Origin of the sequence: Vibrio sp. NFR (genome assembly GCF_027587095.1) — a bacterium.
GTDB classification, from domain to species: Bacteria; Pseudomonadota; Gammaproteobacteria; order Enterobacterales; family Vibrionaceae; genus Vibrio; species Vibrio harveyi.
The window spans coordinates 529093-555484 of the sequence record NZ_JAPPTN010000002.1; the positions used below are offsets into that span (position 1 = coordinate 529093).

20 protein-coding genes are annotated in these 26392 nt (G+C 46.3%); 12 read left to right on the forward strand and 8 right to left on the reverse strand.

The window, feature by feature from the left end; translation table 11 throughout:
• Positions 1 to 77 precede the first annotated feature (77 nt).
• The 6 genes from OH463_RS06000 to ulaR all read right to left on the reverse strand — a co-directional run bounded on the left by OH463_RS06000 (position 78) and on the right by ulaR (position 11257).
• Positions 78 to 2783 (reverse strand): GH92 family glycosyl hydrolase, encoded by a 2706-nt coding sequence (locus OH463_RS06000; protein ID WP_269990851.1) that lies wholly within the window; start codon positions 2781 to 2783, stop codon positions 78 to 80.
• A 47-nt stretch (positions 2784 to 2830) separates the two neighbouring features.
• A complete protein-coding gene (locus tag OH463_RS06005; RefSeq protein WP_199479086.1) occupies positions 2831 to 5251 on the reverse strand; it encodes a GH92 family glycosyl hydrolase in 2421 nt (806 codons plus the stop codon).
• Positions 5252 to 5383: 132 nt separating this feature from the next.
• Positions 5384 to 8215 carry a GH92 family glycosyl hydrolase gene (locus OH463_RS06010; protein ID WP_005429443.1) on the reverse strand — a complete coding sequence of 944 codons (2832 nt, stop codon included), beginning with the start codon at positions 8213 to 8215 and terminating at the stop codon, positions 5384 to 5386.
• 121 nt (positions 8216 to 8336) lie between these two features.
• Entirely contained in the window at positions 8337 to 9737 is a 1401-nt protein-coding gene (locus OH463_RS06015) for a fructose-specific PTS transporter subunit EIIC (protein ID WP_005453038.1), read from the reverse strand.
• Between the two features lie 11 nt (positions 9738 to 9748).
• A complete protein-coding gene (locus OH463_RS06020) occupies positions 9749 to 10189 on the reverse strand; it encodes a PTS sugar transporter subunit IIA (protein WP_005436338.1) in 441 nt (146 codons plus the stop codon).
• Between the two features lie 291 nt (positions 10190 to 10480).
• Positions 10481 to 11257 (reverse strand): HTH-type transcriptional regulator UlaR, encoded by a 777-nt coding sequence (gene ulaR, locus OH463_RS06025; RefSeq protein WP_005453036.1) that lies wholly within the window; start codon positions 11255 to 11257, stop codon positions 10481 to 10483.
• Positions 11258 to 11469: 212 nt separating this feature from the next.
• On the opposite strand from ulaR, the gene OH463_RS06030 reads away from it, so the two are divergent.
• The 10 genes from OH463_RS06030 to OH463_RS06075 all read left to right on the forward strand — a co-directional run bounded on the left by OH463_RS06030 (position 11470) and on the right by OH463_RS06075 (position 23255).
• Complete coding sequence (locus OH463_RS06030; protein WP_069687812.1) at positions 11470 to 12315, forward strand: Cof-type HAD-IIB family hydrolase; 846 nt, start codon at positions 11470 to 11472, stop codon at positions 12313 to 12315.
• A 9-nt stretch (positions 12316 to 12324) separates the two neighbouring features.
• Positions 12325 to 13035 (forward strand): ribulose-phosphate 3-epimerase, encoded by a 711-nt coding sequence (locus tag OH463_RS06035; protein ID WP_005453033.1) that lies wholly within the window; start codon positions 12325 to 12327, stop codon positions 13033 to 13035.
• Between the two features lie 71 nt (positions 13036 to 13106).
• Entirely contained in the window at positions 13107 to 14264 is a 1158-nt protein-coding gene (locus OH463_RS06040; RefSeq protein ID WP_005453032.1) for an iron-containing alcohol dehydrogenase, read from the forward strand.
• Positions 14265 to 14287: 23 nt separating this feature from the next.
• Entirely contained in the window at positions 14288 to 15022 is a 735-nt protein-coding gene (locus tag OH463_RS06045) for an HAD family hydrolase (RefSeq protein ID WP_269990869.1), read from the forward strand.
• A gap of 4 nt (positions 15023 to 15026) precedes the next feature.
• Positions 15027 to 15980, forward strand: coding sequence for a transaldolase (gene tal, locus OH463_RS06050; protein ID WP_009697922.1), 954 nt, complete (start codon positions 15027 to 15029; stop codon positions 15978 to 15980).
• Between the two features lie 12 nt (positions 15981 to 15992).
• Positions 15993 to 17990 carry a transketolase gene (tkt, locus tag OH463_RS06055; RefSeq protein ID WP_269990872.1) on the forward strand — a complete coding sequence of 666 codons (1998 nt, stop codon included), beginning with the start codon at positions 15993 to 15995 and terminating at the stop codon, positions 17988 to 17990.
• A complete protein-coding gene (rpiA, locus tag OH463_RS06060; RefSeq protein ID WP_009697920.1) occupies positions 17990 to 18685 on the forward strand; it encodes a ribose-5-phosphate isomerase RpiA in 696 nt (231 codons plus the stop codon). The genes tkt and rpiA overlap by 1 nt, the downstream gene beginning before the upstream one ends.
• A 59-nt stretch (positions 18686 to 18744) precedes the next feature.
• Positions 18745 to 20151 carry a Sapep family Mn(2+)-dependent dipeptidase gene (locus OH463_RS06065; RefSeq protein WP_171904749.1) on the forward strand — a complete coding sequence of 469 codons (1407 nt, stop codon included), beginning with the start codon at positions 18745 to 18747 and terminating at the stop codon, positions 20149 to 20151.
• A 3-nt stretch (positions 20152 to 20154) separates the two neighbouring features.
• Complete coding sequence (locus tag OH463_RS06070; protein ID WP_069217773.1) at positions 20155 to 21741, forward strand: PTS transporter subunit EIIC; 1587 nt, start codon at positions 20155 to 20157, stop codon at positions 21739 to 21741.
• A gap of 101 nt (positions 21742 to 21842) precedes the next feature.
• Positions 21843 to 23255 (forward strand): alginate export family protein, encoded by a 1413-nt coding sequence (locus OH463_RS06075; protein WP_005453010.1) that lies wholly within the window; start codon positions 21843 to 21845, stop codon positions 23253 to 23255.
• Between the two features lie 152 nt (positions 23256 to 23407).
• Here OH463_RS06075 and OH463_RS06080 read toward each other — a convergent pair whose 3' ends face one another.
• Entirely contained in the window at positions 23408 to 23884 is a 477-nt protein-coding gene (locus OH463_RS06080; protein WP_009697918.1) for a peptide-methionine (S)-S-oxide reductase, read from the reverse strand.
• A gap of 158 nt (positions 23885 to 24042) precedes the next feature.
• Between OH463_RS06080 and OH463_RS06085 the strand changes: the two genes are divergently transcribed.
• Both OH463_RS06085 and OH463_RS06090 read left to right on the forward strand, forming a co-directional pair.
• Positions 24043 to 24432, forward strand: coding sequence for a VOC family protein (locus OH463_RS06085; protein WP_269990875.1), 390 nt, complete (start codon positions 24043 to 24045; stop codon positions 24430 to 24432).
• 91 nt (positions 24433 to 24523) lie between these two features.
• Entirely contained in the window at positions 24524 to 25264 is a 741-nt protein-coding gene (locus OH463_RS06090) for a DeoR/GlpR family DNA-binding transcription regulator (protein ID WP_038899327.1), read from the forward strand.
• On the opposite strand, the gene malI is transcribed toward OH463_RS06090, so the two are convergent.
• Positions 25261 to 26283 carry a Mal regulon transcriptional regulator MalI gene (malI, locus tag OH463_RS06095; protein WP_269990877.1) on the reverse strand — a complete coding sequence of 341 codons (1023 nt, stop codon included), beginning with the start codon at positions 26281 to 26283 and terminating at the stop codon, positions 25261 to 25263. The two genes, OH463_RS06090 and malI, sit on opposite strands and share 4 nt — an antisense overlap.
• Positions 26284 to 26392: the final 109 nt, after the last annotated feature.

Here is a 26392-nt window from a genome sequence, read left to right on the forward strand (position 1 = left end):
GCCTCACTTGACGTTGCAACGATGTCGCCTAGTTACAACGCCAAGTAGTTTGGGGATGTTATTTAGATGGGTATCGGTTACTGCGCTTTCATCGCTTCAGATTTGTCTGAAGTCATGACGAAATGCAGCTCACCACCATCTTTCAAATCGCTGTGCGCGAAGCTGAAGTTGTCACTCAATTGTTTGCCATTGATGGTCACCGACTTCACGTAGATGCTCTCTTGGCTGTTGTTTTCTGAGGTGATGGTGAATTTACCGTCCGCGACTGGAATCACGGCTTTGTCGAACAGAGGACGACCGATGGTGTAACTTGCTTCGCCCGGCGTGACTTGGTAGAAGCCCAATGCAGACATCACATACCACGCCGACATCTGACCGACGTCTTCGTTACCAATCAGACCTTCATGCGTTGGGTGGTAGAACTCGTTCATCGCTTGGTCGACAATTTCTTGTGTCTTCCAAGGTTCTGCCGTCCAGTTGTATAGGTAAGGAACGTGGTGATCAGGCTCGTTACCCATCACGAACTGACCGATGTAGCCAGACATGTCGTGTGATTGGCTCGTATCGGCGTTGGAGTCCGCATTAAACAGCGCATTCAAGTTGGCTAAGAATGCCGCTTTACCTTGTTCGGTTACGTCTTCAGGAAGAGAGAAGTCAGTACGGTCGATGTGCTCGCCACCCATCACGTTAGCCAGACCGTTCAAGTTGTGCGGTGCAAACCATGTCCATTGCCATGTATTGCCTTCGGTGAAGTCTTCACCACGGTGCTCGGCGCGGTAAGGCCAGAACACGTCACTTTCGTTGAGTGCTTTGCGGTCTTTACACGCGTTGTAGTCCATACCGTCTGGGATAGACAGCGCCATGTTCTCGTCCAAGCATTCGGCTTTCAGGTTGTTTGCCCAAACCTTGCTGCCGCTGTTCATGTAAGCCGGACGCATAAAGCCCGTCGCACCCAATGCGTTGCCTTTGGTGTCTTGCAACTTGCCGTATTGCTCTGGGTTGTAATCGAAGTAGTTCTTGAACGATTCAGAGCGCGCCATGTAGCGGTCGTATTGTTGGTCGTTGCCCGCAAGTTTAGCGATCTGAGCGATACACCAGTCGTAGTAAGCATTCTCAAGACCGTAAGACACCGACTCGTTCACGAGCTCGTCGTATTTATCGACTTTCAAGCCTTCCACATAACCCGGTTTGTCACCAGAATCCGGCGCCCATTTGGTGTTGGCTGGAATAAAGCCGACGTCTTCTTGGTAGTCGTTATGACGTGTCATGACTGTGAAGCGTTTGTCACCGTTCCAAGCGTCTTGGTAAGGCACCCAGCTTTCAGTTTTATCAAGGTTGAAGTTGACTGTTTCGTCAGCGGCTTTCAGTGCCAAATCAAACTCAGCGGCAGTAAAGGCTTCTGGGTGTTTGACCATGATATCGGCGATAACCGAAACCGCAGGATGACCGACCATTTCACCAGTGTAATCTGAGTGCAGTTCCCATTTTGGCAGCACGCCGCCCGTTTGGTATTTGTTCAATAGATCGCGTGCGTGTTCAATCGCGCGGTCTTTATCGATGATGGTTTTCAGTGGGTGTGCGGCGCGGAAGGTATCCCACATTGAGTACACTGAGTAGTTCACTAACCCATCTTCTGCTTGGTGCACTTTGCCATCCATGCCACGGTATTTGCCATCCACATCTTGGTATAGGAATGGAGCAACAAACGTACGGTAGAGCGAGGTGTAGAACATGGTTTTGTCGGCTTTGTTGCCGCCTTCCAGTTCAAACTCGCCAAGGATGTTTTCCCAAGCCAAGCGGTTTTGTTGTACGACATTGTCGAAGTCCCAACCGTTAGTGTCTGCTTCTAGGTTTTTCAGTGCGCCGTCAACGCCAGTGCCAGAAATCGCTACTTTGACCACCAATGGCTCATCGCTCTTGCCAAAGTTCAAATGCGTCAGGACATCGTTTGCGCGTTTTGCCAAACGTTCTGGGTCAGGTTCTGGTTCGCCCGGCATTGGTTTGTGCTCTGCGTAACCGCGGTAATCTTCCAAGCCGACTTCGGTAGCGTCGGTTGGAGTCAGTTTGCTTTCAGAAGCAAGCTTGGTGTACAGGTTTTCTTCAATGATTGGATCAGAGAATTCTGCCGCGAAGAACACGGTTTGCCATTGACCCCATTCGTTTGAGGTACGCGCGCCTACGACGGTAGTGTCATTAACGCGCTTGTAGTAGATGCTGCGAGAGTGGTTGCCGTATTGCTCCAACAGTTCGTGTTGAAGATCGATACGTACTTTGCGGTCTTCACCTGGTTTGAAAGTGTAACGTTGGAACGCCACGCGGTCGGTTGCGGACAGTTCTGCTTTTACGCCAGTTTCTACAAGGTCAACCGAGTAGTAACCAACCTCCGCTACTTCCGAGCTTTTATCCATGGTCACGGCATCAGTATTGAAACCTGTGTATGGCAAGAAAGCGAAGTCGTTTAGGTCGCCTTTACCTGCGCCAGAAATGTGCGTCATTGAGAAGCCAGAAAGCAGGCTGTGCACAGGATCGTATTCAACAGGCGAGCCTTTACCATTCCAACCGTTTGGATCGAAGTTATCTGGTGAAGGTTGAATCATACCTTCTGGCATGACTGGAGATGGATTGACGTTGCCAAGACCTTTAGTGCCGATCAAGGTATCAACGAATTCCAAAGTAGGGGTAGAGATAACCGGAGTTTCTGGATCTGCGTCGCTGCCACAACCAGCAAGACCAAGCATGGCGGTTAACACTGCGGTAGAGAGTAGGGTTCTTTTTAGTTTCATTGTTTTTATTCCACGAGAAAAGGGGACACGAGGTCCCCTCAAAATCATTATTCGCCTAGGTTGGCTTGCATTGCTTCAGACTTGTCAGCCGTCATCACGAAGTGCAGTTCGCCGCCTGCTTTGAATTCGCTGTGCTGGAAAGTGTTGTAAACATCCAGAGGCTTACCGTTGATGGTTACTTCTTTGATGTACATGTTGTCTGGACCGTTGTTCTCAGCCGTTACCGTGAACGTGCCAGAACCAATGTCTACCGTCGCTTTGTCGAAGATTGGACGACCGATGCTGTAGGTTGGATCGGTTGGCGAGATTTGGTAGAAGCCCAGTGCTGACATCAAGTACCACGCCGACATTTGACCTACGTCTTCGTTACCGATGATGCCGTCTGGCGTCGGTTTGTAGAACTGGTCGTAAACTTGGTCTAGGTATTCCTGCGCCTTGTAAGACTCTTCAGTACGGTTGTACAAGTAGATGACGTGGTGCGAAGGCTCGTTACCGTGAATGTACTGACCGATGTAGCCTGTCATGTCTTGGTGCGCTTCGCCGCCATTTGGATCGGCAGTAAATAGGTTGTTCAGCTTGTCGTTCAGACCTTGCGTGCCGCCCATGATTTCAGTCAGCTTGTCTAAGTCTTGCATGAACGCCCATTGCCACTGCCACGCGTTGCCTTCTGTGTAGTAGAACGCGTCAGACTTGTAAGGGTCGAAGTCAGTTGAAGCGTATTTCAGCGCACATGGGTCGCCTTCTTTCAGCTCTGTCGGTACAAAGAAGCCCGTGCCGTCTGCGTTACCTGCTTTCGCATCCCAGTGTTTCAATGAGTTGTAAGAACGGGCTTTGAACTCTTCATACGCGTCCATATCGCCAGCAGCTTTTGCCATTTCTGCGATCGTCCAATCGTAGAAGGAGAATTCCAACGAGTACGACACTGAGTTCCAGTTCGGGTAACGAACACACTGTTCTTTCTCGTGGTAGTTCAACTGACCTGCCATGAGTGAGCTTAGGATGTCGTCATGAATCTGTGGGTACTCATGCGGTGTGTAGCGAGCTGATTTCACTGATGCGGTGTAAGCTTGCTCTGCATCAATCAAGCCTTTGGTTACCGCATCGCCTAGAATTGCTGCCGATGGGTAGCCGATCATGGTGCCAGTCTCTGAGCCATGACCTTCCCATTTCGGCAATAAACCAAACTCGTCGTTGGATTTACGAATCAAGTCTTTCACGTATAGCGTTGCTTGGTCTGGGTCGATGATGGTCCACATTGGGTGAACCGCGCGGAACGTATCCCACGTTGAGTAAATCGAGTAGTTTGGTGTGTCGCCATCGTTCAGTGTGCGCACCGTGCCAAGCATATCCACGTATTGACCATCCACATCGTAGAACTCGATTGGCGCGATCATCATGTGGTACATGCCAGTGTAGAAGTTGGTTTTCTCTGCGTCTGTGCCGCCTTCGACTTTGATTTTTGCTAGCTTCTCAGCCCACGCGTATTCTGCGTCTTCTTTTACTTTTGCTAGGTCGAAACTTGGTGCTTCTGCTTCTAAGTTTTTCTGTGCACCTTGCCAGTTAACTGGAGAGATACCGACGCGGATCTCAATTGGCTCTTCGCCTGTGCCGAAGTTTAGGTAAGCGGTCAGATCATCGCCTGAGTAAACCGCGCCATTGCGCATTTCGCGCGTTGGTTCTTTGTCTTGTTCACCCAATAGTGCTTTGGCGATTGGCTGGTTGAATTTCGCGTAGAAGAAGATGTCCTGACCTTGGTGATCTTGCCCTTGGAACCAGCCTGTTGAAGTTTTACGACCACGAATGGTGTATTCGTCCACCACTTCTACTTTGTTCTTCAAAGACTTGCCGTTGTTGTTCATTAGGGTATGACCTAAATCGAACTTCACGTTACGGTCCGCGCCTTCAGCAAAAGTGTATTTGTGCAAACCAACGCGTTTGGTTGCGCTCAGTTCTACTTCGATTTGACCTTGGTTTAGCTTGGTTTTGTAGTAGCCTGCGCTTGCTTCTTCATTGGCTTTGTCGAAAGAGTTCAGCTGTGTGTTCGCCATGTCTGCGTATGGCAGAACCAAGATGTCGCCTAAGTCCGTTGCGCCTGTACCTGAAAGGTGAGTATGGGAGAAGCCGTACAGCGGAACGTCAGTGTTAACCACTTCGCCAGTTTCGTAGTTGGATGAATCCCAGTAGCCAGAAGCTGAGTGCCAAGGGTTAAGTCCTGATTCATGGTCTGTGTTAGAACCGATGAAAGTATCTGGAGACAGCTGAACCATACCTGCCGGTACCGTCGCACCCGGGAATGTATGACCAGAAGCTGCTGTGCCGATCATTGGATTGACGTATTTCAATACCGCAAGATCAACAATTGGATCGCCCGGCAGTGAAGAGGAAGAATCGTTGTCGCTGTTACAGCCAGCCAAGCCACCCGTCAGACCAACCAGGATAGCCAAAGAGATAAGATTACGTTTAAACATGTGCATACCGTTTTGTCGTTATTCGTATATAAAAGTGTTTATAAGAGACTGTTTATAAAGGACTGCTTATAAAATTTGCTTGTAGGGATAGCCGGGAGATGCGCTCTCCCGGCTGAGTTGTCACTATTGGGATTAACGAGAACCTGCTGGCATCTCGTCTTCATGCAAGAACTCACCGATGCCTTGTGCTGGTGGAAGATCTTGCTCTAGAGAGCCCCAACGTTGATTTGGTTTGTCGCCCATCACGAACTCCAGCTCACCGCCGTACATGATTTCGTCATGAGTCAGGTAAGTGCGGTTGAAGTCTTTGCCGTTGTAGCGAGCGGATTGAATGAAGATGTTTTCGCGGCTAACGTTCTTCGCGGTAACCGTGAACTTCTGGTTGTTGCCGACATCGATAGACGCGCTTTCAAACAGCGGAGTACCGATTTCGTAGATGCCAGAAGAAGCATTCACTGGGTAGAAGCCAAGTGCACGGAACACGAACCACGCAGAGAGCGTACCGAAGTCGTCGTTACCACAAATGCCGTCAGCCGTGTTCTTGTAGCAAATGTTGGTTGCTGCGGCGATGGCTGCCTGACCTTTCCAAGGTTGACCGACGTAGTTGTACAAGTAAGGAACATGGATATCTGGTTCGTTACCTTGCACGTGCTGACCAACGTTACCTGTGTTGAACACTGGGAATTGGTTGTCGCCTGCGTTGCGATCTGGGTAGGTTGACCAGTACTCATCCAAGCGTGCTGCAAACAAGTCTCCGCGTTCTGCTTCAGGGTTTTGTGTCTTGTCGAAGCGTGTCATCAGGTCAATCAAGCCATGAATGTCGTGCTGAACACTGAACGAGTATTGCCAGCCATTCGATTCAGAGAATGCCCAGTTAAACATGTCTGGACGCCAGTCTTTACCTACCGCACGACCGGTGATTGGGTCTACCCAACCTGCATCGATAAACTCGCCATCGTAGTCACGGGCTTTGAACCAACCTTGGTATTGCTTACCACCGAAGTCGAATTGCGCTTGCCAGTTTTTAGAACGGTTAGCGAACTCGGTGTAGCGTGGATCTTCTTCACCGAACACTTCTTTGATCGATTGTGCGATTGCCCAGTCGTTCATTGAGTATTCAAGCGAGTAAGATGCTGTCCAAGAGTCTTTAAATGGTGAGTGACCGCCGTAAGAATCTGGTGGAGTGTCGTGCAATTGCGCTGGCACGTAACCTTGTTCTTCGTACTCTTTGATCCATGCTACGCCTTGGCTCGTTGCGGCGCGCGCGTCAGTGATCATCGCTTCAACTAAACGTTCTTTAACGTCTTTGCGCTCAGCTTCTGTGAAGCCAAGATCGATCATGCGTTTTTCTAGTGAGCCTTTCGACAACACATCATGAATCACAGGCGTTGAGTGCATGCCCATCATCATGCCTGTTTCGTTGCCTTTGAATGTCCACTCAGGCAGACGACCTTTGCGCACGTTGCCTTTGTCATCCACCCATTCTTCTTCAGCGTAAGACAGCATAGACAGCACCACGTCTGCTAAGCGGTCAGGTTCAAGAATCGAAGACAGCGGTTGAACTGCGCGGTAGGTATCCCACAAAGAGAAAGTGTCGTAACGCGTGAAGTCTGCTTTGCCATCTTTGTTGGCATCGGCAGTGCGGATCGACTCTTTCAGCGTATCGATCTTATCGCCCCAAGGTGTGTTGCCATCAGGGTATGCGTTACGACCTTGGTGAACTTGGCGGTAGCGACCATCTAAGTCAGAGTGAATGGTTTGACCTAGGTACGAGTGGTACATCGCGGTGTAGAACGTCTGTTTGTAATCTTCATCGCCAGAGACTTGGATCTTGCCGAGTTCGTCTTCCCATTTCTTCGTTGCCGCTTCACGTACTTGGTCGAAGTTCATGCCCGCAACTTCAGTCATGTTAAGAGAAGCACCAGACTTGCCATTCTCGCCAATCTCAACGTTTGATAGCGCCAGTTTCGCTTCAACCGTTAAGCCGTCTTTGGATGTGTCGAACTCAACGTAAGCGCGCGCGTATTGGTACTTGCCGCGTGTTTCGTTACCGATTTCTGTAATGCCTTCTGGCACGTCCATGTAACGACCCTGCTCTTTATCGTAGTAAGCAAAGCGAACGTTTTTGATTGGTTGGTCGAATTCCATCACGAAGAATTCTTTTTGGCTTGGTGCCCAACCATCTGAGAAACGGTGACCTTCAAGACGGTTATTGTCTTTGTCCCATTTCAAGTAAGAATCTGAGGTGTAGTCCCAGTTAATTTTGAAGCCAGTGTTCACGATGATTTCTGACTTCTCATCACGAGGGAAGGTGTAACGATGGACACCAACGCGATCAGACGCCGTCAATTCTGCTTTGATGTCGTAATCCAATAGATCGACTTTGTAGTAGCCTGCCGTCGCTTGCTCGTCACGATGTTGGAAGCGAGACGCTTCTAGGTTTAGCGTTGCCGAACCTTCATCAATCATGTAATCCGAACGCGAGTTGATTGGCATGACGAGAATGTCGTTCAAGTCGCCAGCACCTGCTCCGGAAAGGTGGGTATGAGAGAAACCGGAAGTACGTGCGTCGTGGTAGTAGTAGCCTGAAATGTATTCCCAGCCGTTAGAACCGTTGTTTGGAGAAAGCTGCACCATGCCGTGTGGTGTGGTTGCACCAGGGTAGGTGTTGCCTAGGTTACCTGTGCCGATGAATGGGTTGACGTAGCGTGTTACGTCCATATCGGCGAAATCTACCGGAATGTGAACGCCCATGTCGATTTCAGGTGTTTCTGGGTTTGGCTTGTCATCACAGTCGCCATCGCCAACTGGAGGACATACTGGCTTGCCGCCGTCAGGAATATCCGGCAGTGCAGGGTTGGTGTCACCGCCTTCATAAATGTTGGTTGTGTCGTCGTTACAGCCAGTCAGACCGACTAGACCACTTAAAACTGCGCAAGCGAGTAGGGAAGGTTTGAATTTCATTTTTAAAGCCTTGTAAATTGTAGGGTTATATAATTAAAAAAATCAGGGGTATTACTAAAACTTAAAAACTTGAAATAGAGCCCTTTGGGGGAAAGGGCTCTTAGGGGGAGGAGCTTAAGGTTTAAGCTTTCACAAGAGTCGCTGCGTTACGCATCGCTTCTTTCGTTGAACACTCAACAACGTTTGCTTTTGCAAAGCGGTGAGCGTCTTTTACTTGGATATCGTGAGCTAGAATAACCAGCTTCGCGTTTGCTACATCTAGGTCAGTGATGCGGTTCTGGATACCGTTTTGACCTTGAGTTTCTACTTTGATTTTCAGACCCGCTGCTGCACCTGCTTTCTCTAGTGCTTTCGCTGCCATGAATGTGTGTGCTACGCCAGATGGGCAACATGTTACTGCTACGATGTCGTACTCGCCTTCGCCTGCTGCTGGAGCCGCTTGAGCTTGTGCAGGTGCTGCTTCAACGATTTCGTCTTCTGCTTCTTCTTCAGCAACTGGTTTCCAGAAGCCAACGATAACTGCTGTTGTTAGTGAGCCTAATGCGATACCCACAACGTACATTGGGATGTTGCTTGATACAGGAGCTGTGATTAGACCGCCCCATGGTGCGTGTAGCAGTACATCTGTTAGGAAGCCGAACACACAGCCAACGATACCACCAGCAACGATTGAAGGAAGAACGCGTACTGGGTCGTTTGCTGCGAATGGGATAGCACCTTCAGAGATACCGATAGAACCCATGATTGCTGCTGCTTTACCTGCTTCTTGTTCTTGCTTAGTGAACTTCTTCTTGAATAGGAATGTTGCTAGTGCCATACCTAGAGGAGGCGTACAGATTGCGATACCAACACCACCCATTAGCCATGGTTGAGTATCAACTTGAGTTTGAGCGAATAGCGTTGCTACTTTGTTGATTGGACCGCCCATATCGAATGCAGTCATACCACCAAGAATCGTACCTAGAACCACTTTAGAAGCGCCAGCCATAGAAGCTAGGAATTCGTTCATAGAAGCCATGAAGATCTTGATTGGCTCACCGATACCCCATAGAACGATACCTGCAGAGATAAGCGTACCTAGTAGAGGGTAGATGAAGTAAGCGCCCAACGCAGTCATGTTAGCAGAAAGAGGGATCTTCTTAAGTTGGAATACCACACCACCTGCGATGAAGCCCGCTACGATACAACCAAGGAAGCCGCCGCCCATGTCAGCCATGATGCCAGAAGAGATCATCGCTGGCGCTAGTGCTGGTTTGTCTGCAATTGAGTAACCGATGAAGCCACCAAGAATAATTGGGAACAGCACCAGACCTTTAATACCGATATTAGAAATATCAGCTAATAAACCGTCCGCAGGAACCGCACCTTTACCTGATGCCATTACCGCTAGCGCCAGTAGTACACCACCCGCAACGATAAATGGAAGCATGTGAGAAGTACCGAATAAAAGGTGACCTTTCATGGTACTTAGGATTTTTTTGAAATCGCTATTATTACTAGCTTGAGCTGTGATTGTACTCATAATTTCACGCCTTATGAATTAATTAAAATATTTAGTATTTGGTTTTCGTCTTTTGCGTTATGAATATCTTCAATAAACTCTTCGCTAAATTTACCGAATAATTCTTGAAGAACATAAATATGGTGGTCGGCACCGTTATCTGGTGAAGCAATCATGAAGAATACGGTCGGTTTGACTCCCTCTTCGTCGCCATACTCGATGCCTTCGCGCTTTACGCCAACAGCTATTGCAGGTTCTGTAACCGCTTTGCTTTTTGCGTGTGGGTAAGCGATGCCGTCCATTGAAGTTACGCTCAATGCTTCACGTGCTTCGATGTCGGTTAAAAAAGCCTCTTTACTGCTGATTCGATTATTTTCGAATAGCATTTGCGCTAGCTCTTCAAAGACTTCTTTTTTATTATTTGCTTGAAGGTTGCCTTTAATTAAATTGACGTTTGTTAGTTCTGTAATCATTTTTTGACTCATTGGTACTGAAGTAATGAGGCAAATTTAATTAATGTTACGGTTTTCTGAAATAGTAAAAAAAATCCAATAACTATATTTTTGTATCACTGAGAGCTAAGTGTGATAGAAGTCATTAATATCAATGAGCTAGAAGGGAATTAGTATTGTGACTTATATTCCATTTATTTTGAAATTAATAATGAAGCTTGAAAATAAACGAGAAGGGAATCAAATATTAATTGAAAAAGCCGGAAGAACATGACTGTTGCTTCCGGCTGTTATGTCTATGGTAATACGTTGCTATACCGTAATTACTTGAACGCCAGCTTCTTCTAGTGCTTTAAGTGTTGTTTCATCGGCACCTTGATCCGTAATTAGGGTATCAAGTTGAGAGGCAGAAGCCAGAAGCTTTCCGCCGTGTTTGCCTATCTTGCTACTATCGACTAATGCTACTAGACGATCACCGTATTCCAATAGTTTCTTCTCAGCCATGTAAACCAAGAGATCAGAAGTGTACACGCCAGCTTTCGAAACACCGGTACCTGTGAAGAAAACGTAACGACTTGAATAGTCGTCAGTATTTTCAGCATCTGGTGAGATGGTAATATGACGCTCTGGTAGATACTGCCCACCTAGAATGATCAAACTAGAATGTTTCTTCTGAATGAGTTGGTAAGCAAGTGGCATAAAGTTGGTCACCACTTGAATGTTGCTGCCAGCTAAATAGTCACCCAACAATAACGTTGTGTTACTGCCACTTACCACCACACTATCACCTTCATCACACATTTCAGCGGCGGCTTGGGCAATCCGAGATTTAGCTGCAAAATTCTCAATGTCTTTTTCTGAAGGAATGAAATGAGAAGCAACATGAGATTGTGTGGCTACTTGTTCTGATTTAATCACTTCCGCACCATTGCGGATCTTAGTGAGTTTCCCGTCTTCTGCGAGTTTTGTTATGTCGCGTCGGGCTGTTGATAGAGAAATATCAAGCATCTCAACGTAGTCGCTCGTGCTGATATACGTGTGATTTTCTAGATACTCCAAAAGCCTTCTATGACGCTGAGCTTCATTCATAGTTAAGTCCTTGATTTTTGTTTTGACCAATTTTGACCGAATTTGACGTTTTGAGCAAATAAAAAATCAAAATGACGCTTTTTGAATTGTTTGTGACCGGTTTTTGTGATCTTTAGCTTATTTTGAATCATTTTAAGTCAAAAATGACTTTACGTGACGTTATTTGACCGTTTATAGTCATTTTGCGTCACAAAGAGTCATTGGAGACCAAAATGAAGTATCAAGCAATCATTATCGATTTAGATGGCACACTGTTAAATGACCATAATCAGATCAGTAGTAACAATATCGAAGCGATCAAACTTGCGATTAGTGAAGGTTATAAAGTCACATTAGCAAGTGGTCGTCCACATAACCTGATGCTTCCTTTTGCCAAGCAGCTTGGCATTGAACTGCCGATGATTTGCTGTAATGGCGCCTACCAGTTTGACCCTGTTCAAGGCAGCATCAACGATAGCCAAGTCATTGGTTCAAATGCACTCAATGCATTACTCGACACTCTCAATATTGGTCAGTTTTACTTCACGCTTTACTGCGAAAACGGCATTTTCGCGACTCAACAATCTGAACACTTCTTAGGTCTTCAGCAACAGATGTTGGCACTGGGCGTTGAGGACAACATGAAAATTGTACCGAGTGTTCGTTCACTACTTAATGAATGTGGTGATGTATATAAAGTCTTGGTCTCTAGCGAAGACAAAGTCGCTCTCTGTGAATTACGTGATGTGCTGATTCATCATCATGTACAAGCCGATCTTTCAACGCCGAACAAGCTTGATATCACAGCGAAGGGAGCGAACAAAGGCACCGCAACTCTTCACCTACTTAATCAACTCAACCTGAATCCGAAATACACCATTGCTTTTGGTGACGGAGACAACGATGCAGAAATGTTACGCGTTGTTGGAGAACCCGTAGCAATGGAAAACGCTAGTCCAGCCATTCGTGGGTTAGCGAACTTAATTGTCACAGATAACAACGGTTGCGGCATTGGGCAGTACCTCAGATTGATCGTGTCTGAAGGTCAGCATTCATGCCAACACTCTTACTTCTATTAAGGAAACACAATGAAAAAAGTAAAAATCGCAGCAGGTCTTGCACACGTAGATTACGGCCACATCGCAGATATCGTAAAAGAAGTGTCTGACGCGGGTGCGGATTACATTCACTGTGATGCTGCTGATATGCATGATTTGAAAAACATGCAGCTTATGGGTGGTCATCAAATCGTTGAAGGTATTCGTCAGTACACGGATAAGCCAATCGAAGTCCACGCTTACTTTAAAGATTGTGATCGTCTATTTGTAGAAAAGATTGCTAAAGCTGGCGCAGACATGCTGATTCTTCCAGCAGAGAACTTCTTGGGTGCGCCATTGGCGTACATGATGAAGTACTGCCGTGACTACAACATGAAGTTTGGTCTAACCGTTGGCTGTTTTACTCCTGTCTCTTTCGTTAAAGAAGCAATTTACTACCTAGACCGACTACACATTGTTATTCATGGCGTGAACAACGATGAATGGTTATGGCGTGAGTCTGCGATTGAAATGATTCGCGAAGCGCGTCAGCTAATTAACGAGCGTAACCCTAACTGTGAATTGTGTGTTGACGGTGGTATCCGTAACCACAACCTAGAGCCGCTGTTGAAAGAAGACATTGATGTGATGGTGGCATCAACCAACATCTTCGGTCACAAAGAAGGCATTACAGCTGGCGTAAAAGATTTCCGTGCTGCACTGAATGCTGCTGAAGAAGCCGTTGCCGCTGAACTAGCTTAATTAGAGTTAATGGTGTCGGGCTGAACTTCCCCCTCGAAATGCTCCGGCTCGACACCAACCAAGGAATTGCCATGACACATTTTAATCACTACCAACCGACTAAGCTGAGCTTTGGCCCGGGCAATGTGAGCCAAATTGGTCATATGATTGCCAAATACGGTCGACGCTGTTTGATTGTATCTGAACCGATATTTGAAGCAGTTAAACCAGCGTATGAGCGTATTTTTGCTTTGCTTGCCGAACAAGATATTCATGTAACGCACTTCGATGGCGTTGTACCTAATCCGCCAACGACGGTTGTTGAGCTTGGACGACAAGTTGGTATCGAAGCTGACTGTGACGTTGTACTTGCCATTGGCGGTGGTTCATCGATCGATACCGCGAAGATCATCGCAGCAACCATGAAGGTTGACACAATTGATTGGGCACACTGGTTTAAAAATTATGATTCGCCTTTTGGTGATATTAAGGCGCTGCCAGCATCAACTGTGCCTTTGATTGCGATACCAACAACATCTGGAACGGGCTCTCAGGTTACTCATGCAGCGGTTATTACTGATCTTGATAGCCACTCAAAACTGACATTGTTCCATCCTGATTTTTATCCATGTGAAGCCATTATTGATCCTGAATTAATGCTGACCTTACCACCTCGTATGACAGCGATGACTGGTTTTGATGCGTTTTCACATGCGTTCGAGTCGTACACCGGCACAAAGCCTTCACCATTAGTTGATAGTTTGGCGCTAGAAGCCATGAAGCTGGTGGTAGAAAACTTGCCTGCTGTTGTGAAGAACGGCTCCGATATCGAAGGTCGTTGTCGATTGGCAAGCGCTGATACGTTGGCTGGGATCTCCTTGGCTAATGGTGGCGCAGGCGCACCGCATCCTCTAGGGGAAATCTTAGGTAGTAGAAAAACGAATTTACCTCATGGTTTGACACTAGCGGTGGTTTATCCCGCTTATGTTCAACTGCAATGGCGTAAACAACCAGAACGTTACGCAAAAGTTGCTGAGCTATTTGGTGCCGTGGGAAGCACTGAAGAAAAAGCACAATCGCTAGCAACGCACTTAGTCACGTTTTTAGGGCAAATTGGTTTAGAGCACAACCTAACGCAGGTAGGAGTCACAGAGGAAGACGTAAAGGCATTAGAACCAGCGTTTTGCTTCAACCTACCTTTGACAACAGGCGAAGAGATGAAAACGATTCTGCACGCCAGCTTGGTATAGCAGAACAAAAAGGGGTTGAGAACATGGAAAACGAAGTAAAAACAATGAAATTTGCAGCGTTGAATGTGGATAGAGAGGACATCAAACGTCGTGATATTCAAGCGTTAATCTTCGATTTCGATGGTCTACTCGTCGATACAGAAACCTGTTTGTTTAGGGGCTGGGAAGCTCTAATGAAGCCATTCGGGATTGATGTTTCGCCACTCCAGGTTGCTGGTCTAGTTGGGAGCTCAGTACCAGCAACCTCTCTTTGTGACCTTTATCGATATCATTCAAAGCAAGCGTTATCTGATGATGAAATCAGACAACAAGTCTTTAGTCATGCTTATCGACTGATTGCACTTCAAACAGAACGAAAAGGTGTTCGCTGCTATCTAGACACAGCAAAGCAAATGGAGCTTAAGATGGCGTTAGCAACAAGTTCTGAATACGAGCATTATATGCCGATTCTGAAGCGCCTGAATTTAGAGCATTACTTTGACTGTTTCACCGGAGCAGAAGAAATCTCGATTGAACGTCGTAAGCCATCTCCGGACGTTTATCTCACTAGCCTAGAAAAACTCGGAGTTTCTGCCAGTCAAGCCATTGCCTTTGAGGACTCTCCTCCAGGAGTTACAGCGGCTCGAGCGGCAGGTATTTCAACAGTTGCGGTAACCAATTACCTGACTCAGCACTTAGATGTCTCGCATGCAGACATTGTTTTATCGTCAATGAGTCAAATTTCGCTAGCGCAATTGATTATCAACTTATCGAGATAGAGTTATGAACAAATTAGAACAATTGAAAAAATACACAACGGTTGTTGCTGATACTGGTGACATTGATGCGATTGCTGCATTCCAGCCTCAAGATGCGACGACAAACCCTTCATTAGTGCTTAAAGCGGCAGAGATGCCTCAATACGATCACTTGATTGTAGATGCGATTGAATGGGCGAAAAAACAAAGCGCAGATAGAGCACAGCAGATCATCGATGCAAGCGATAAATTGGCGGTCAACATCGGCGTAGAAATCTTAAAAACCGTACCAGGGCGTATCTCTACTGAGGTTGATGCTCGCTTATCATTTGATAAAGAATCCAGTTTGGTGAAAGCGCGAAAATTGATCGCCATGTACCAAGAAGCTGGCATTGAGAAAGCGCGCATTTTGATCAAGCTGGCGTCAACATGGGAAGGCATTCGTGCAGCAGAAGTACTCGAAAAAGAAGGTATTAACTGTAACCTAACGCTGCTGTTTAACTTTGCTCAGGCAAAAGCGTGTGCAGAAGCGGGGGCATTCCTTATCTCTCCATTTGTTGGTCGTATCTTAGATTGGTACAAAAATAATACTGATCAAAAAGAATACCTTCCACATGAAGACCCGGGTGTTGTCTCGGTTTCTAAGATTTACAACTACTACAAAGATCATGGCTACAACACTGTGGTTATGGGTGCTAGCTTCCGTAATGCTGACGAAGTGCTCGCTCTAGCTGGCTGTGATCGTCTAACGATTGGTCCTGCAATCTTAGATCAACTTGCAGCGCAAGAAGGTGAGGTTGAACCAAAGCTTTATGCTCAACGCACGAATGTGAACCCTGCGCCAACGGCAATGACTGAAGCTGAGTTCCGTTGGGAAATGAACCAAGATCCAATGGCGACAGAGAAGTTGTCTGAGGGTATTCGTAACTTTGCCGTAGACCAAGGCAAACTAGAAGCAATGATTGAAGCACGTCTGTAAGGAGTAGTGAAGATGATCTCTCGAAATAAACTTGCAGACACGATTCGTGTATTGAGTATGGATGCGGTGCAAAAAGCTGGCTCTGGTCACCCTGGTGCACCGATGGGCATGGCGGATATTGCGGAAGTTCTGTGGCGTGATTTTCTAAAACATAATCCCACCAACCCTAATTGGCCGGATCGTGACCGTTTCATTCTTTCTAACGGTCATGGCTCTATGCTGATTTACAGCTTATTGCATTTGTCTGGCTATGATTTGACGATGGCAGATATTCAATCTTTCCGTCAGTTGCATGCAAAGACGGCGGGACATCCAGAATATGGTTATGCACCGGGGATTGAAACAACAACTGGTCCGCTAGGTCAAGGTATTACCAATGGGGTTGGTATGGCACTCGCTGAGAAGGTATTAGCTGATCAGTTTAACCGTCCTGGTCATGATATCGTTGACCACCACACCTATGTGTTTATGGGTGATGGCTGCATGATGGAAGGCATTTCCCACGAAGCTTGTTCGTTAGCTGGCACACTAGGTTTAGGCAAGCTGATTGCGTTTTGGGATGACAATGGCATTTCAATTGATGGCGAGGTTGAAGGATGGTTTTCGGATGATACGCCTAAACGTTTTGAAGCATATGGTTGGCACGTCATTGCGGATGTTGATGGTCATAACGCTCAATCAATTCGCCAAGCGATTCTAGAGGCTCAGGCAGAAACCAGTAAGCCAACATTAATTTGCTGTAAAACCATTATTGGCTTTGGATCGCCAAACAAATCAGCAAGCCACGATTGTCATGGTGCACCGTTAGGTGAAGAAGAGGTAGCGCTAGTACGTCAAAACCTAGGTTGGGAATACGCCCCGTTTGAAATCCCGCATGAAATCTATCAAGCGTGGGATGCCAAAGTTGCAGGTAAAGATGCGGAAGCGCAATGGGCGAATCGCTTTGTGGAATATGAATCGGCATACCCAGAGCTGGCAGCAGAGTTTAATCGTCGAGTAAAGGGCGACCTACCAGAAAACTGGGCTCAAATCAGTGAAGATGTGATTAAAACTTTGCAAGCCAACCCTGCGACTATCGCGACTCGCAAAGCATCGCAAAACGCGATTGAGGCCTTCGGCGCGCACTTACCTGAATTCCTAGGTGGCTCGGCAGATCTAACTCCATCAAACCTAACGAATTGGTCTGGTTCAAAAGCAATTACCGCTCAGGATGCTTCAGGTAATTACCTTAGTTACGGAGTTCGTGAATTTGCCATGTCAGCCATGATGAATGGCATTGCTCTCCACGGCGGTTTTATTCCTTATGGCGGCACATTCTTAATGTTTATGGAATACGCACGTAATGCATTGCGTATGGCCGCATTGATGAAGCAACGCAGCATCTTTGTCTACACGCATGATTCAATTGGTTTGGGTGAAGATGGTCCAACGCATCAACCTGTGGAACAAATCGCATCACTGCGTTTAACGCCAAACATGAGCACATGGCGTCCTTGTGACCAAGTCGAGACCGCTGTCGCTTGGAAAGCCGCTGTCGAGAGAACGGATGGTCCAACTTCACTGATTTTCTCGCGCCAGAATCTTGTTCAATTTGAGCGTGATGAGGAGACATTAGAAAACATCGCGAAAGGTGGTTACATCTTGTCCGACTGTGACGGTGAACCTGAGCTTATTCTCATTGCCACGGGTTCTGAAGTTGCTCTTGCTATGGAAGCAAAGGCGCAGTTGAACAATGTTCGCTGTCGTGTGGTTTCGATGCCTGCAACCGACGTGTTTGACGCGCAGAGTGCACAATACCAGCAACACGTTCTCCCAACCCATGTGACCAAGCGTATCGCGATTGAAGCTGGTATTCGAGATTACTGGTTTAAGTACGCTGGCTTACAAGGAGAGATCATCGGTATGACGAGCTTTGGTGAGTCTGCACCAGCTGATCAGCTCTTTGAAATGTACGGCTTTACTGTGGCAAACGTTGTGGATACTGCCAAGCGTATGATGGAGAACGCGTAATGGAAACTTTCATCACAAATACGGTGGATGAATGTGTCAGAGTCAAGGCTGCGAAAGCAGCCTTGGACCACATTCTACAAAATGTCACTCCAGATACGGTTATTGGAATTGGTACAGGTGCAACAGCAGAAGTATTTGTCCAATTATTGGCAGCTAGTGGCGTGGCGTTTGCTCACTGTGTATCAAGTTCAGAACGCTCTTCTAAAGCCATCCAGAGTTCAGGTTTGAAAGAAATCCCTCTCGCAGACTGCTTGTACGTGGATTATTACGTTGATGGCATTGATGAAGGGTTAACAAACGGCATCACAATCAAAGGTGGGGGCGCGGCTTTAGGGCGTGAAAAAGTCATTGCCTCTATGACTAAGTGCTTTATCACCATCTCAGATGAAGGACGTTTAGTGGAGACGTTGGGGAGATTCCCTCTGCCAATTGAAGTCCTCCCAGCGGCGAAAATGCCAGTTATTCTCGCCTTAAAATCCCTTGGTGGCCGTCCTTTGCAACGCCCTGATTGCGTTACTGATAATGGCAATATCATTTTGGATGTTTCTGGTCTAGATATGAGTGAGCCAACCGAATTAGAACAGCGACTGAACTCCCTTTCAGGTGTGGTTGAGAATGGCATATTTTCTCAATGCCGTGCGCACTATATGGCGTTTTCAAATACACAAGGCGTTCGTTGGTTATCGGTAAATTGAGAGCCTGATAACAAGTTTATTAATAACCTCTTCTTGGCTAGGGATTTAAGGGATTAAACATGATGGAAAGCAAGTTTTCGACAGAAGCAATCGAGTATCTTGAACAGTATATTGATGAGTTACTTAACGATTTATCTGAGCTAGTTGCTATTCCATCAGTACGTGATTTGACGACACAAACAGAGAATGCTCCGTTTGGTTATCAAATTAGGCAAGCGTTTGATTACTTAATCAAATTTGCTGAAAGAGAAGGTTTAGAAGTGCGTGATCACCAAGGTTATGCTTTGGATATAAGCTTTGGGCAAGGTGATCAAGAAATCGCTCTGCTGCACCATGTTGATGTGGTGCCAGCAGGGGATGAGATGCTATGGCGAACGCCGCCATACCGTATGACTAAAATTGATAACATGGTTTTTGGACGAGGCGTAACAGACAACAAAGGTCCACTGATTGCTAGCTTGTACATCCTCAAGTTGTTTAAACAACTCACTGTCCCTCTCAATAAGAAAATAAGAGTCATTATTGGTGGTGCAGAAGAGACAACTTGGGAATGTGTAGAGCATTACTTTCAACACAATCCGCAGCCAGAATATGGCTTTTCTCCAGATGGCGACTTCCCAATCGTCAACGGTGAAAAGGGTATTTTGTATGCGTCATTGGGGAAGCAATTTTCTGCCAGAAGCAGTGATAGCGCATGCCAAATTAGACGCATCGAGAGTGAACGAGATAGAACATCCACTTGTCACTTTTTGGTGCTTGAATTGGCAGGCTCTAGTGCTGAAAAAGTAGCGCATCAGTTTGCTGCTTTTGCTGATGTGATTGACTGTCAGTCACATTACCGCGTTGAGATTTCAACGCCGTGGGAGAAATCCCGCAACCCGCATAAAGTTGATAACTGCATGGACAAGTTCGTCAACGTTATGCGTCATGTGGAAGGATTAGATCCAAACTCTGCCAGCTTGGTCCACTTGCTTGATTCCCACTTTGCAAATGACTACGTCGGGCATAAGTTAGGTCTATACCATAACGATGATGAGATGGGATACACAACGTGTTGTGTTTCTGCCATCAACATGGATTCGCATGGCTACAATTTGGATTTTGATTTTCGGTTTCCTAAAGGACTGAGTATCGAGAGAGTTCGTTCCCAATTACTGGCTTTATCCCAACAAGCTGGTGTGAACTTTGTCGAACATCAGTACTTACCTCTATCCTACCTCTCTCCCGAAAGTGCCCTTATCCAAGCGATGGGGAAAGCTTATTCCGATGTTACTGGAACGGATGCAAATTGCTTTAGTAAAGGCGCGGCTTCGTACGCGCGTGCATTGGAGCATGGAGTAGCTTTTGGACCAACTTTCCCTGAAGAAGTGACCTTTGTGCACGAGCCAAATGAACAGCTCAACCTAGAGTCACTAATAAAAGCAATAACGATATACGTGAAAGTTCTCATATCACTTCAGGAGTAAATTATGAGAGATAAGGTTCAAGCACTTGCCGGCGGTATGATGGTTTCCATCATTGTACTGGTCATTGCAGGTATTTTTATAGGGATAGGCGCTGGCGTTGTAAACCAAATGTCAGCTCAAGACTCTGTCATTTTTGCGTTCTTCAAACTGATGCTCGATCTTGGTTTGATGGTAATGCGAAACCTACCACCATTCTTTGCGATTGGTTTAGCCTTTGCCTTGTCAAAATCTGAAAAAGGTTGGGCAGCATTTACAGGCTTTACCATGTTTATGTGTTTCAACGTCGCGATTGGTTCCATTGCCGCTTTTAACGGCTGGACACCGGAAACGACCAGTGTTGATTACCTTGTTAACAACATGGGTTACGACAAAGTTGCCGCACAAAATTTCAATTCACTATGGGGTGAAAACCTAGGCGTATTCTCATACAACATGGGGATCTTTAGCGGGATCATTGTGGGCTGTATCACAGCGGCACTGCACAACCGTTTCTACAAATTTGAAATGCCAGCAATGTTGAGCTTCTTCTCTGGTCCACGTGCTGTCGTAATCTTTGCTTATCTTGCGATTATGCCGATCAGCTTTGTCGCTTATCATGCTTGGCCACCGATCGCGGGTGGGCTGCAATCTATCACGACGCTTATTACTAGCTCGGGTATCTTTGGCTCTTTCCTATTCGGCGTGTTTGATAAGGGGTTACTACCATTTGGTCTCCACCATCTCATCGCCTTCCCAATTGAATACACTCGTGTGGGTGGGGTAATGGAAATTGATGGCGTTGTGTACGAAGGTGTACGTAATATCATGAATGGTCAAATGAGCTCCCCTGAGGCAACTGGTTACATCACACATAACTTTACTAGTGGTCGTATTCCAATTCAGATTGGTGGTCTTACAGGTGCGGCTTATGCGATGTATGTCACCGCGAAACCACAAAACAAAAAGAAAGTCGCTGCGATTATGATCCCTGCCGTATTTACTGCAGCAGTTATCGGGATCACAGAGCCACTTGAATACACTTTCTTGTTTGTTCAACCATTCTTGTTCTTTGCTGTGCACGTGCCATTAAATGGTTTGGCTTATGTCATTACTGAGATGTTTGGCGTCTCTATTCATGGTAACCAACTGTTGTTTATGGTGCCAAACCTACTACAGCCAGAGAAGGTACATGCTTGGGCGTTGCTATGGATTATTCCACTGTACTTCGTTATTTACTTCTACACATTTAAGTACGTGATTCTGAAGTTCAACTCTAAAACACCAGGTCGTGAAGAGGACGATGATGCAGATATCGCTCTTTACTCAAAAGCAGACTTCAAGAAGAAAAAAGAGCAGAACTCTGCAGGTCTTCCAGTCGAAATTATTAAAGCGCTGGGTGGTGCTGAGAACATCGATAACGTTTCAAACTGCGCCACACGCTTAAGGGTTTCCCTACATGATGAAACGTTAGCGGCAGCAGATGATGTCTGGAAAAAACAACTGAATGCAATTGGCGTGGTGAGAATGCCAAAAGGAATTCAGGTCATCTACGGTGCGAACGTTATTACCATTGCGTCAGGTATTAAAGAAGCGCTGGGCGTCGACTCTTAATCATTCCCCCCTACAAATAAAAAACCAATAACAAGTGAACCCTCCTGTGGTGCGAGCACCACGGGTAGGGATTTCTGTACCCAAAATATGGAAATATAATTATGAAAAATATAACAAAAGTGTCCCTAACCTTGCTTGCAGTGAGTATTTCTGGTGCGCTACACGCAACCGAAGCCCCTACATGGTCTGAAAGAAACCCAATCGTGTTTTGGGGTGATCGTGCAAATGAAGATTGGAGCTACGTAGACAATCTTGCGGAGAGCGAAAAGAGCTTTTCAGAGAAGTTAAAACGCCTTGATATTACTGATGATGGAGAGTGGAAAGTTTCATTTAGCGGTAACATTAAAGCGGCTTTTGATAATCGTTGGAATCATATGTATGACTCTGATGTACGTAAGAAAAATGAGTTCCGTAGCCGAATGCAGTTTGCTACTGATGTGACATACCAAGATTGGGCTCGAATCTACGGTGAAATCCGCACCAACTACACCAACTTAGATAACCCTGGTCCGGTAGATGATGCTGGTACTGACTTCCACCAACTATTCACAGAGTTCAAGCTGCTCGATGATGGTGAACAGTATTTGAGCACACGTTTAGGACGCCAAGAGATCTACCTCAATGAATGGCAAATGATGAACCGAGAACCAACACCCGTGCAATCGAGTTGGAATGCGGCGAGTGCCAAATACAGAGTGAATGGCATCAACTTTGATGTTTATTACGGTGAAGAAGTCTTCCCATTGCGCAAAGATGGCAGTTGGAGTGGGAACTGGGATGACAAAACCAACGGAAAAACCTCCACAGGTATCTTTGCGAATTGGCGCACGGACTATGGCGCAATGCAGGCTTATTTCATGAGCAATGACGTGACCAACAGTTCATTCGTTAATGCTCCGGATGGGGATGTAGATATTCAAGTGCTGGGCTTGCACGCACATGATTTTGTTCGTGAAGGCTTCGGGTACATGGTTGATGGTGTTTATCAGTTTGGTGACCATGCTGGCAAAGATATTTCAGCGTATATGGCTTATGCAGATCTGAACTACAACTGGAGTGCAGATTGGAATGTACGTGCAGGTTTAAACCTTCATTATGCATCGGGAACAAGCAAGGATAGCGATAAAGTGAACACGTTCAACCCACTATGGACGGGGGATCCTCTAGGTTTTGCTCATGACGGGGCTTACGGTAACGCGATGCAGGTTGGCGGTTATTCAGTTATTGAGTACATGCCAAAACAGAGCATTATCACTGGCTTTATGTCAACGTGGCGCGCCGATACAGACGATGCGATTTATACCTTAAATCAGGATATTTTGTTCGGTGAAAACTCTGATGAAAAATACGCTTACACTCAATTTTATCTGCAGTTCCACAACTACATTACGGGCAACCTAAAAACGGAGTTGAACCTGTACTATGCGTTGGATAGTGACTATACGCGTGATGTTGTCGGTCCTCAAAGCGACAACATTACTCGTGCCGAAATCGCAGTGATCTACAACTTCTAGTATTGCGATAGACGATAAATATCCAAGCATACTGCTTTTATCTGTCCTATTTGCCTTGATTAAGGCACGTCATGTTTTTTAAGCAGCAATTTTGCCCAGTCGACATGCTGGGCTTTTTTATTGGAAAATTGGGAAGTGCTCAGTGGATACCATTAGTTTTGCTTGTACTTATGCAGCAAATCTAACGGGATATGGCAGTAGTCGTTTGGAAAGCGTGTGAGTCTGTCTTGGTGCTCATCATCACTTGGCACGTAGTTTGTGAGTGGTAGTACTTCTACGGCGATTTTATCGGCATCTGGTCTTGCTGCGATAAATGCTTTAGCGATGGCTAGGTGTTGTTCGTTTTGACTATAAACACCGGTACGGTACTTCTCACCTACGTCTTCACCTTGCTTGTTAACACTGTGCGGGTCGATGATCTCAAACAGATACCCCATTAAAGTTTCAACCGACACTTGTTCAGGGTCGAACTGGGTTTTCACGCATTCCGCGTAGCCATCGTATTCGGTTTGAGTGTTGTCCGTCGTGCCATTTGCTCGTCCTGCTTCGGTGCTGATTACGCCCGGAAGGTGACGCATAAATTCTTGAACGCCCCAAAGGCAGCCGCCTGCGAAGTAAATTTTTTCCATCATTCTGTCCTGAAAAACTTTGCGCCATTATGGGCATCACTTTCATTCAAACACAACTCCAACCATAAAACAGGAACAACTCAGAAGTGATTTGCTCTCTTTTTTGTGCTGCGTTTCCTCGTTAGATTGAGCGCAGTTAAGAGCTAGGGGGAATCCTAATGAAAATAGAACATATCGCGATTTGGACTGAACGTTTGGAAGAGCTAAAAGCCTTCTATGAGAAATACTTTAACGCGGTGTCTAACGACAAATACCACAATCCAACTAAGCAGTTTTCATCTTACTTTCTTTCGTTTGAAAGTGGTGCACGACTGGAGTTAATGTCGATGGAAGGTGTGACCGCATGTGAAAAATCTCATGCAATGCAGGTAACAGGGTTGGCACACCTTGCCTTCGATCTAGGATCAGAACAGGCAGTGGATCAATTAACCAAAACCTTAGTAGATGATGGCTACCAATGGGTCGACGGTCCAAGACAAACAGGTGACGGTTACTACGAAAGCTGCATCTTAGATCCGGATGGCAACCGTCTTGAGCTTACAGTGTAACGCAGCTTAGCTTATTTCTATCGTTCACAGGCTGCTTTCATATGAAAGTGTTCGGGCGTATACTGCAAGCTCATCAAAAAGGAGCGAGCCTGTGAACTCAAGACAAAATGAAATCCTGCAATTGGTTAATGACCGCAAACGCGTTCAAGTGACGGAGCTTTCTGACATCATTGGCGTGTCGGGCGTGACCATCAGGCAGGATTTGAACTTTCTTGAGCAACAAGGCTACTTAAAGCGTGTACACGGCGCTGCGACGGCGCTACAAAGTGACGATATTGATACGCGACTCGAAGTGCGCTTCGACATCAAACAAGCGTTAGCCAACAAAGCGGCAGATTTGGTATCACCAAACGAAACCGTGTTAATCGAAGGCGGCAGTGCTAATGCGCTTTTAGCTCGCACGTTAGCTGAACGTGGTGACGTCACCATCATTACCCCATCGGCGTACATCGCCCACCTCATCCGAAACACTTCAGCCAACATCATCTTGCTTGGTGGTGTGTATCAGCATCAAGGCGAGAGCTTGGTTGGACCGCTGACTAAGCTGTGTATTGAGAACATTCATTTCAGCACGGCTTTTTTGGGTATTGACGGTTTCCATCAAGACACAGGCTTTACTAGCCGAGACATGATGCGTGCAGAAATCGCTGAAACCATCATTGCGAAAAAGCGCCGTAACATCGTACTGACGGACTCAAGCAAGTTTGGGCAAATCTACCCATCTTCGATTGGTAAAACGAGTGAAATCTCTGTGTTGTTAACCGACAAAGCCGCTCCGAAAAGCGACCTCGAACAGTTGAGAAAGCAAGGTGTGGAAGTGGTGTTGGGTTAAGCCGACTCACGAACAATGAGTTTGGGAGGTAGGATCAAGCTGTAAGGCTCGCTGTCTTCTTGCTTCAATTGATTGATCAATCGTTTTGCTGCTTGTCTTCCCATCTCTCGTGCATTGGAATTAACGAAGGTGAGCGGTGGTTCAATTAACTCTGCTTCTTCAACGTCATCAAAACCAATCACCGATACTTGCTCGCCGATAAACTGATCTTTACCGATAGAACGTCCCGCTCGATGTATGCCATAAACCGCGCCTAGTGCCGTCGAGGAATGGTGACAAAGAACCGCAGTAATCTGTGGATGTTCCAACAATAACTGCTGCACAGTTTGAGCGGCAGACGCTTGGCTTTTCTCACATTCGACCACCCACTCTGGTTTGAAAGGCAAACCAAACTGCATCAGAGTTGAACAATACCCACCAATACGCTCAGCACGACACAAAGAACTGCTCGCACCGCCGACATAAGCGATTCTGCGATGCCCTTGCTTAACCAGATGCTCCGTCGCTAACTTGGCGGCATACATGTTGTCTGGTCCCACGTAGTCGATTTGCTTATCCACCGAAGCGCGTGAAATGCATACCATTGGCAGATTGTGCTGCTTGAGGTTTTCGACGTTGAACTGCTGGCTTTCACCAATCGGGCAAAAGGCAATACCACCGACACCTTGGCGTGCCATGGTTAATACACACTTCTCAAACTTTTCTTGGTTATCCCCACTTTGAGCCAGAAACAGCATGTAACCTTGCTGCTCGATTTCTTCACTCAATCCTGCTGCGACTTCTGCGTAATAGGGATCACTGATGTCTTTGAGGATCAATCCAATGATTTCGCTGGAATTGGATCGTAGGTTGGCAGCGGCACGGTTACGGATATAGCCGAGCTCTTCTACCGCAGCGTTGACCTTTTCTATTGTGTCTGGAGAGATCCGCCCTTTATTCCCCAACACCATAGAGACGGTGGTAACTGACACGCCAGCATGTTTAGCGACTTCTGTAATGGTCACTTTTTTTGACGACATAGATTCACTTTATGGATTAGAAAAACGTTTTATCATCAAACTGTAACCCTATTAGGTTGATTTTAAAAGCCCTACACAGTTTGTGGAAAAAGATATCTAACTCGATCAC